This is a genomic window from Aidingimonas lacisalsi, from assembly GCF_008079445.1.
GTDB classification, from domain to species: Bacteria; Pseudomonadota; Gammaproteobacteria; order Pseudomonadales; family Halomonadaceae; genus Aidingimonas; species Aidingimonas lacisalsi.
Map to the genome: position 1 here is coordinate 53396 of NZ_VRYH01000011.1, position 8289 is coordinate 61684.

The following is an 8289-nucleotide window of genomic DNA, read 5'->3' on the forward strand; positions in this document are numbered from 1 at the left end:
ATCATGCCATCAAGTAATCGGGCCGCGACTGTAATGACACTGACGCTGGTTTCGGTTCTCGGGGTCAGTACAGCCCACGGCCAGGAATTGACAGTATACTCCTCCGGCCCCGGGGAACTAGCGAACAATCTGGTGAGCGGATTTGAAGAGGAAACCGGCGTCGACGTCAATCTGTTCCAGTCGACCACGGGCGATGTCATGTCTCGGCTGGAAGCGGAGCGGGTCAACCCGCAGGCCGACGTCATTATCTCTGCTTCGTGGGATTCCGCCGCGGACCTGGAGGCGGAAGGCCGTCTGCTGGATTACACCTCGTCTAATGCGGAGTCCGTTCCCGACTTTCTAGTGAACGATACATACACTGCACAGGGCGTTGCAGCGCTATCTTTGGCGTACAACACGCAGTCGGATGTACCGCGGCCCAGCGAGTGGGAGGATCTCCGCGATCCTGTTTACACCGATCAGGTCTCCATGCCCGATCCAGCCCAGTCTGGGTCCGCCTATGACTTCGTCGCTGGATTGGTCTCCGACCGGGGCGAGGACGCGTGGGCATTACTGGACGTGCTTGCCGACCAGGGTCTGATTGTACCGGGAGCCAACCGGGCCGCGCTCAACCCTGTGCTTCAGGGTGGGCGCTCGGTGGTCTTTGGTGCGGTGGATTACATCGCGCTTGGCCAGGCTGCCCGCGGTGAATCGGTGGAGGTGATCCACCCGGATAGCGGTACGGTGATTGCGCCGCGGCCGATCATGATCCAGGCCGATACGGATCAGCCGGATCAGGCCAAGTCATTTGTCGACTTCGTGCTCTCGGAGACGGGTCAACGCATGGTGGCCGATGTCTTCCTCATGCCGGCGCGGGCCGATATTCCGGCCGATCGCGCCACCATTGACGAACTCACCGTCATCGAGACGAAGGATGACGTGGCCGCCGATCGCGAAGCGCTGTTGGGCCGCTTCAAGGAAGTCACGGAGGGCCGGTGAGCAGGGCACCTACCATGCGTCGGCGACCGGAGGGCAGCCACGTGCTGGTGGCTGCCTCGGCCGTCGGCCTGATCCTGCTAGTCGGGCTGCCCCTGCTGTTTCTGTTGCTGCAGGCCGTGTTCCCCGGCTTCAACGAGGGCTCGTTCGACCAGCCGTTTCAAGCCTTCCGCGAGACGCTGCCGGATCCGGCGCTTGCCGAGCTAACCGGCAACACCCTGCTGCTTGGGCTGGCCGTGGTCCTCGGGACGCTGGTCGTCGCCGGGCCGGTGGGGCTCCTGCGTGCGGTCTACCGTATTCCCGCTGCCACGACCTGGGATGTGATTTTCCTGGTGCCGTTCATGATCCCGCCCTACATCGCGGCGATGGCCTGGATGATGACCCTGCAGCCGGGTGGCTATCTGGAACAGCTTACCGGTGTCCACGCCGGCGGTTTCCTGTTCTCTGTCGGCGGCGTGGTATTCGTGATGATCCTTAACCTATTCCCGCTGACCTATTTCGCTGTATCGCGCACTGTCGCGGCCGTGGGTGGACGTCAGGGCGCGGTAGCGCGCGTATGTGGCGCCTCGCCGTGGCGTGCGTTTGTGCGTGTGACCTTGCCGCTGTGCCTTCCGGGGATCGCCGCTGCGCAGTTGCTGGTGTTCGTGCTCTCCATCGAAGAGTTTGGAACCCCGGCGACGCTCGCCTCGCGCTCGGGGTTCCACGTGCTGGTGACCGGCATCCACGAGCGCTTTGCCGACTGGCCCATCGATATCCCCGGGGCGGCGGTACTGTCCACCGTCTTAGTGGTGCTAGCCATCGCGGCATATGGGCTGCAGCATTGGCTGGTAACCCGCCGGGACCGGGTGACGGTTACCGGTAAGCCGGTTCAGCCACAGCAGGCTGAACCGGGACGATGGCGGCCCGCGGTTCTTGCTGCCTTTGGAATGCTGGCGTTCGCCGGCGTGGTGCTACCGCTGACCGGCATGGTTGTTACCGCGCTCACCCGTACCGTGTCCGGCGGTCTCACGCCGGGGAATCTGGCTTTGGACCATTTCCGCGCCGCGCTGGAGCCAGGGTCCGGGGCGCTAACGGCACTGCTCAACAGCCTAGGGCTCGCCACTGGTACGGCCCTGGTCACGGCAGTGGCTGGTATGGTCATCGCCTGGTGTGTGGTGCGAGCGCCCGTTCGAGGTCGCACGCTGCTGGATGCTCTCGCGGTCCTGCCCAATGCCATTCCGGGGATCGTGGTGGCGGTGGGCCTGGTGTTGGTGTGGAATCAGCCCTGGTGGCCGATCACTGTATACAATACGCCGTTAATCCTGCTGGTGGCTTACTGCTGCCTGCTTATTCCGTATCCCGTACGCTATGCCGCCGCAGGGCTGCGCCAGACGAGCGTCAGCCTGGAGCAGGCGGCCCGCGTGGCCGGTGCCGGCCCCATGCGGATACTGGTGCGCGTGGTGTTGCCGTTGGTGCTGCCCAGCGTGCTGGTGGCGATGTTGTTGGTATTCGCCGTGGCGACCCGGGAGTTGGTGGCGTCGCTGATCCTCACACCTCCGGGCATGCATACCGTAGCCACCTATATTTTCCGTCAGTTCGAGCAGGGGTCGGTGGGAGAGGGTATGGCCCTGAGTACCATCGCCGTTGCAGTCACCACTGGGCTCTTGTTATTGGTGGCTCGTAGGCTGCGTGGCGGCATGCTGGTTTGATCCCGTCTGGTGGGGGAGCGCCCTGAACCCTAAAGCGCTCCACACTGCCCTGCGCAACACCCTTCAGATTTGCCTATAGTTCACGCTAGCCCATTGGGTTCAGACACACATACGGAAATCAGGTTGCATCATGAAAGTCAAACGCATCATGTCCAATATGGCGACATCGGATCTCGACAAGGCGAAGACGTTTTACGGTGACATCCTGGGGCTTGAGCTGCTCATGGATCATGGTTGGTTCCGAACGTACGGCTCGGATGCCACGATGAGGGTGCAGGTGAGCTTTGGGGCAGAGGGGGGATCGGGAACGCCGGTGCCTGATCTATCCATTGAAGTGGATGACATCGAAGCGGCGTTGAGGCGGTTCCAGGAGGCGAACGTGGCTATCGAATATGGGCCCGTCAGTGAGCCTTGGGGCGTGCGGCGGTTCTATGTTCGCGATCCTTTCGGTCGGTTGATCAATCTATTGCAGCATGAGTGATGATGGGCATGGTTTGTGGCAACGCTGCGCGCTGCATCGCGACTGAAGTCGCTCCTACAAAACCCGTCGATCGTGATGGTTTTAGTGCTCGATTCAGCCACTTATCGCGACTGAAGTCGCTCCTACAAAACCCGTCGGTCGTGATGGTTTTAGTGCTCGATTCAGCCACTTATCGCGACTGAAGTCGCTCCTACAAAACCCGTCGATCGTGATGGTTTTAGTGCTCGATTCAGCCACTTATCGCGACTGAAGTCGCTCCTGAAAAACCCGTCGGTCGTGATGGTTTTAGTGCTCGATTCAGCAACTTACCGCGACTTAAGTCGCTCCTACAAAACCCGTCGGTCGTGATGGTTTTAGTGCTCGATTCAGCCACTTTCCGCGGCTGAAGTCGCTCCTACAAAACCCGTCGATCGTGATGGTTTGAGTGTTCGATTCAGCCACTTACCGCGGCTGAATCGCTCCTGCAAAACCCGTCGATTGTGGCAGATTTGGTGCTCGATAATCCGTTGATCGTCTGGGCTGCGTGCAGAAATTGCCCTTTGAGCCCGATTGCGAGATCATTGCCGAGAAGTTCCGCGCCATCCTCGTCTCGTTGGTAGGTGCCGTGGCGGTTGCCAAGCGTCTGCCCGGGGGAAGGAGCGTCAACACATTCTGAATGCCGCCCAGCGCCGGATCCTGCAGATGCTCGGGGTCGGTGAAAACGAACAGGAAAGAATGCTGCGTGCCGCTGGGCAGAATAGTGGATGGAGGCTATGACCGATAAAGAAATCACCAAGACCGAAATTCTCAACAAGGTTTATACCGCAGACGACCACGAACAGCTAAGAGATGCCTATAAAGCGTGGGCGACCGACTACGATAGCGATCTGGCTGAGCTTGGCTATGTCGCCCACATCACCAGCGCCGAGGCGTTGGATCAGGCGCTGGGCGGCAATCACGAGGCGGTGATTCTCGATGCCGGTAGTGGTACCGGGCTGGTAGGTGAGGAGCTCGTGAAGCGTGGCTACAGGACGCTGGATGCGCTGGACTATTCTTGGGAGATGCTGGATGAAGCGGCATCCAAGAACATCTACCGTTCGCTGTTACAGGCGAACATGACCATGCGCTTGCCGCTGGAAGATAACGCCTATGATGCGGTTATCTGTACGGGTACCTTCACTTACGGCCATATCACCGCGGATGGGTTCGATGAGTTGGTCCGTGTGACCCGGCCGGGCGGGGTGATTACCTTTACCGTGCGCGAGGGGGCATACGAGGAGTATGGTTATCGGGCGCGGATGCTGGATCTGGAGATCAAGGAGGCGTGGGAATTGGTGAGTTTCTACGATACGCCTTACCAGATCGAGGAAGGCAATGTCTGCAAGATGTGTACGTATCGGGTGCTGGGGTAACCGAGAAAGGGGCGCATCGCGACTGAAGTCGCCCCTACAAGATCCGTCGGTCGGGATGGGTGTGGTGTTTGATGAGCCACGAACAACGTCTGAAGTGTCTCGTGCCTGGATCAGTAGTGGTACCGAAGTTGGGCAATAAGCAAGGTGTCATCCATGACTTTATAGGCCATTCGGTCTTCTTCGCTGATTCGGCGAGACCAGTAACCGGCCAGGCTGTGCTTCAATGGTTCGGGCTTGCCGATGCCGTCGAAAGGCTCCCGTTGCGTTTCCTTGATCAACTTGTTGATTCGGTTAAGGAGCTTTTTATCGGTTTTTTGCCAGTACAGGTAGTCTTCCCAAGCGTGTTCGGAGAAGATGAGTTTCATTCGAGAAGTTCCTTTTCCTCTCCGCCACCTTGCTCCAGTTCGGCAACGGATTCCAGCAGACGACGGGCATTTTTAGGCGCACGAAGAAGGTATGCGGTTTCCTGCAATGCTTCGTAGTCCTCGAGGGAGATCATTACCACGGATTGCGCCTTGCTCCGGGTGATAATGATCGGAGAATGGTCTTCACAGACCTGCTCCATGGTTTTGGCGAGATTGGTTCTGGCGGCTGTGTAGCTAATGGCATCCATTGGTTTCTCCTGTACAGATTATTGTACCTGTGCAGAATATAGTACGCTCATGGTTGCAACAAGTACACAGTGACTCCCTGTCCGCCTCATTCCCCTGCCTGTCCTGCCGCTGCGAATTCGAGTAGTACGTCACCCTGGCCTACCGTGTCGCCTGCCTGGAAATGATAACCGATGACCTGGCCGTCGGCGGGGGCGGTGAGGGTGTGTTCCATTTTCATGGCTTCCATCACCATCAAGGGGATGCCTTTTTCGACCGGTGTGCCGGGGTCGATGAGTAGTGCGACGACGGTGCCGTGCATGGGGGCGGAGAGGGTCGATTCCGCTTCGCGGTGGCCGTGGTCGATGGCGTCGAGGCGGCGCCAGTAGAGTCGGGCGATGCCGTTGGCGTCGGCGAGTTCGATGAGGTGGCTGGCCTGACAAGGGATGAGCCGTGCCTGCAGGCGGCGGCGATGGTCGTCGAGGATGACGGCGATGGCGTCGCCGCTCAGGCGTTGAAGTTCGCCGGTGAGTGTCTCGTCGCCGATGCGGAGCGTCCAGGGCTCGTGTGCATTGTCGCGATGGCCGTCGACGGTGACGATGGTTTGGGCGTCGTCGGCATCCTGGCTGTGGGCGGGATCGCAGAGGGCGATGCGTATCCGGTACGGGGCGTTGAGCCGGAAGCCGTCGTGGCGGTCCCAGGGGGAGTCGCCGGCGCGTTCGTTGCCGAGTCGATCGAGCGCGACCAGGGCGGCCGCGGCGTAGTCTTCGCTGCGGTAGTGGTGGGGGGCGAAGAGCGCGTCGTGATGGTGCTCGATGAAGCGGGTATCGAGTTGCGCCTGCTGGAAGGCGGGGTGGCCTGCCAGCCGTTGCAGGAAGTCCCGGTTGGTGGTGACACCGCGTATGTCGAGTGCCGCGAGTGCCAGGGTGAGCGTGGCGAGCGCCTGGGGGCGGTCGTCGCCGTGCACGATCAGTTTGGCGAGCATGGGGTCGTAGTGCATGGAGACGGCATCGCCGCTATCCACGCCGCTGTCGAGGCGCACGCGGGATGGGTCGAGGCCGGCGCCTTCCCGGTCGAGAGCGAAGCGTTCCAGCGTGCCGGTGGCGGGCAGGAAGTCATGGGCCGGGTCTTCGGCATAGAGGCGCGCTTCGATACTGTGGCCGGTGAGGGTCAGTTCGTGTTGCGCCAGCGGCAGCGGTTCGCCCATGGCGACGCGCAATTGCCACTCCACCAGGTCCTGACCGGTGATCATTTCGGTGACCGGGTGCTCCACCTGCAGGCGGGTGTTCATCTCCATGAAGTAGAAGCTGCCATCCTGATCTTGTGAAGCGTCCAACAGGAACTCGACGGTGCCGGCGCCGATATAGCCGATTTCCCTGGCGGCACGCACGGCGGCCTCGCCCATTGCGTGGCGCAACTCGGGCGTCATGCCGGGGGCGGGCGCTTCTTCCAGCACTTTCTGGTGGCGGCGCTGCACCGAGCAGTCGCGTTCGAACAGGTAGACGCCGTTGCCGTGACTGTCGCAGAACACCTGGACTTCGACGTGGCGCGGCTGGGTCAGGTACTTCTCGATCAGCATGCGGTCGTCGCCGAAGGCGGCCCGGGATTCGCGACGGCAGCCGTCCAGCGCCGCCTGGAATTCGACGGCGGATGCCACCACGCGCATGCCCTTGCCACCCCCGCCGGCGCTGGCCTTGAGCAGTACCGGGTAGCCGATCCTGTCGGCTTCGGCCTGCAGGCGCTGGTTGTCCTGGTCGTCGCCGTGATAGCCGGGCACCAGCGGCACACCGGCGTTGGCCATGCGGGCCTTGGCGGCGGACTTGTCGCCCATGGCGGCAATCGCCGAGGCGGGCGGGCCGATGAAGGTGACGCCGGCACGGGCGCACGCATCGACGAAGTGGGCATTCTCGGAGAGAAAACCGTAGCCGGGGTGAATGGCCTGGGCGCCGCTGCGTCGGGCGGCCTCGAGCACGGCATGCTGATCGAGGTAGCTGTCGCGGGCGGCGGCGGGGCCGATGCGCATGGCTTCGTCGGCCTCGCGAACATGCTTGGCATGGGCTTCGGCATCGGAGTAGACGGCCACGCTGCGCAGGCCCATGCGCCGGGCGGTACGCATGATGCGGCAGGCGATTTCACCGCGGTTGGCGATCAGCAGTGTGTCGAAACGGTGTCGCGGTGCCATCACGATGATGTCCCGTTGGGGGATGGCCAGTTCGGAGTGCGTTTTTCGAAGAAGGCGGCCATGCCTTCCTGCCCTTCGTCGCTGACGCGGAGCTGGCTGATGACGCGGCAGCAGTGCTCCCGAGCGTTTTCCATGCTGGCATCGCCGGCGACGTGTTCGAGCAGGGTCTTGGTGGCGCGTTGCGCCTGGGGTGAGGCCTCGAGCAGCTTGTCGAGCATGGTCTCGACGGCCCGATCCAGGGTATCGTGCGATTCCACTTGATGGATCAAACCCAGTTCCAAGGCGATGCCGACGTTGATGGTCTCGGCTGTCAGGGCATACCGGCGCATCTGGCGCGGGCCGATAGTGCGCTGTACATAGGGGCTGATCACTGCCGGGGACAGTCCGATTCGGACTTCGGATAAGCAAAAGGTGGCCCGTTCGGAGGCGATGGCGATATCGCAGCACGCGACCAGGCCGACCGCACCGCCGAAAGCAGCTCCCTGTACGCGGCAAAGGGTCGGGCAGGGGAGCGTGTCCAGTGCATGCATCATGCGGTCGAGCATGCGGGAGTCGGCCAGATTGTCGTCGAAGCCGTACTCGACCATGCGCTGCATCCAGCCGAGATCCGCGCCGGCGGAGAAGTGCTTGCCGGTCGACGACAGCACCAGTGCCCGCACTTCGTTGCGTTCGGCAGCCGCCGCCAGTTGATCGAGATGGTGGTTGAGTTCGACGATCAAGTGATCATCGAAGGCGTTATGCACTTCCGGCCGATCGAGTGTCAGCCAGGCGACGCCGCGGGCGTCGATGTCCAGGTGGGTAAAACGCGTCGTATCAGGCATATCGGTTCTCCATCTCGTGTACGAGCGACGTAGGCACTATGGCAGGGCTTATCGCCCTGCATCGCGGTTGAAACCGCTTATATGGACCCGTCCCGTTGTGCAAGCCCGAATCGCCATGGCCGGGGTGAGACTGCACGCTTATATCCGGCCTGTTAGCGGCA

General features: G+C 61.7%; 9 protein-coding genes. 5 read left to right on the forward strand and 4 right to left on the reverse strand.

The window, feature by feature from the left end; genetic code table 11:
* Positions 1 to 3: 3 nt before the first annotated feature.
* The 5 genes from FVV99_RS17135 (at position 4) to FVV99_RS17155 (ending at position 4535) form a co-directional block, all read left to right on the forward strand.
* The gene (locus FVV99_RS17135) at positions 4 to 978 is read left to right on the forward strand and encodes an ABC transporter substrate-binding protein (RefSeq protein WP_148255349.1); all 975 of its coding nucleotides are present in this window, start codon (positions 4 to 6) and stop codon (positions 976 to 978) included.
* Positions 975 to 2663: an ABC transporter permease gene (locus tag FVV99_RS17140; RefSeq protein ID WP_236645450.1), complete on the forward strand. Its 1689-nt coding sequence runs from the start codon at positions 975 to 977 to the stop codon at positions 2661 to 2663. Before FVV99_RS17135 ends, FVV99_RS17140 begins: the two co-directional genes overlap by 4 nt.
* 130 nt (positions 2664 to 2793) lie before the next feature.
* The gene (locus FVV99_RS17145) at positions 2794 to 3144 is read left to right on the forward strand and encodes a VOC family protein (protein WP_148255350.1); all 351 of its coding nucleotides are present in this window, start codon (positions 2794 to 2796) and stop codon (positions 3142 to 3144) included.
* 523 nt (positions 3145 to 3667) lie between these two features.
* Positions 3668 to 3799, forward strand: a complete 132-nt coding sequence (locus FVV99_RS18955) for a hypothetical protein (protein WP_269090067.1) — start codon at positions 3668 to 3670, stop codon at positions 3797 to 3799.
* Positions 3800 to 3896: 97 nt separating this feature from the next.
* The gene (locus FVV99_RS17155) at positions 3897 to 4535 is read left to right on the forward strand and encodes a class I SAM-dependent DNA methyltransferase (protein WP_092569336.1); all 639 of its coding nucleotides are present in this window, start codon (positions 3897 to 3899) and stop codon (positions 4533 to 4535) included.
* A gap of 110 nt (positions 4536 to 4645) precedes the next feature.
* Here FVV99_RS17155 and FVV99_RS17160 read toward each other — a convergent pair whose 3' ends face one another.
* The 4 genes from FVV99_RS17160 to FVV99_RS17175 all read right to left on the reverse strand — a co-directional run bounded on the left by FVV99_RS17160 (position 4646) and on the right by FVV99_RS17175 (position 8128).
* Positions 4646 to 4900 carry a Txe/YoeB family addiction module toxin gene (locus FVV99_RS17160; RefSeq protein WP_148255351.1) on the reverse strand — a complete coding sequence of 85 codons (255 nt, stop codon included), beginning with the start codon at positions 4898 to 4900 and terminating at the stop codon, positions 4646 to 4648.
* On the reverse strand, positions 4897 to 5148 hold the full coding sequence (locus FVV99_RS17165) for a type II toxin-antitoxin system Phd/YefM family antitoxin (protein ID WP_092569338.1): 252 nt from the start codon (positions 5146 to 5148) through the stop codon (positions 4897 to 4899). The genes FVV99_RS17160 and FVV99_RS17165 overlap by 4 nt, the downstream gene beginning before the upstream one ends.
* 86 nt (positions 5149 to 5234) lie before the next feature.
* Positions 5235 to 7307, reverse strand: a complete 2073-nt coding sequence (locus FVV99_RS17170) for an acetyl/propionyl/methylcrotonyl-CoA carboxylase subunit alpha (protein WP_148255352.1) — start codon at positions 7305 to 7307, stop codon at positions 5235 to 5237.
* Entirely contained in the window at positions 7307 to 8128 is an 822-nt protein-coding gene (locus FVV99_RS17175; protein ID WP_148255353.1) for an enoyl-CoA hydratase-related protein, read from the reverse strand. The genes FVV99_RS17170 and FVV99_RS17175 overlap by 1 nt, the downstream gene beginning before the upstream one ends.
* Positions 8129 to 8289 lie beyond the last annotated feature (161 nt).

Bases quoted from the DNA above. Each gene is read 5' to 3' on its own strand.
- FVV99_RS17135 (WP_148255349.1), top strand. From the start codon at position 4: ATGCCATCAAGTAATCGGGCCGCGACTGTAATGACACTGACGCTGGTT.
- FVV99_RS17145 (WP_148255350.1), top strand. From the start codon at position 2,794: ATGAAAGTCAAACGCATCATGTCCAATATGGCGACATCGGATCTCGAC.
- FVV99_RS17155 (WP_092569336.1), top strand. From the start codon at position 3,897: ATGACCGATAAAGAAATCACCAAGACCGAAATTCTCAACAAGGTTTAT.
- FVV99_RS17160 (WP_148255351.1), bottom strand. From the start codon at position 4,900: ATGAAACTCATCTTCTCCGAACACGCTTGGGAAGACTACCTGTACTGG.
- FVV99_RS17165 (WP_092569338.1), bottom strand. From the start codon at position 5,148: ATGGATGCCATTAGCTACACAGCCGCCAGAACCAATCTCGCCAAAACC.
- FVV99_RS17170 (WP_148255352.1), bottom strand. From the start codon at position 7,307: ATGGCACCGCGACACCGTTTCGACACACTGCTGATCGCCAACCGCGGT.
- FVV99_RS17175 (WP_148255353.1), bottom strand. From the start codon at position 8,128: ATGCCTGATACGACGCGTTTTACCCACCTGGACATCGACGCCCGCGGC.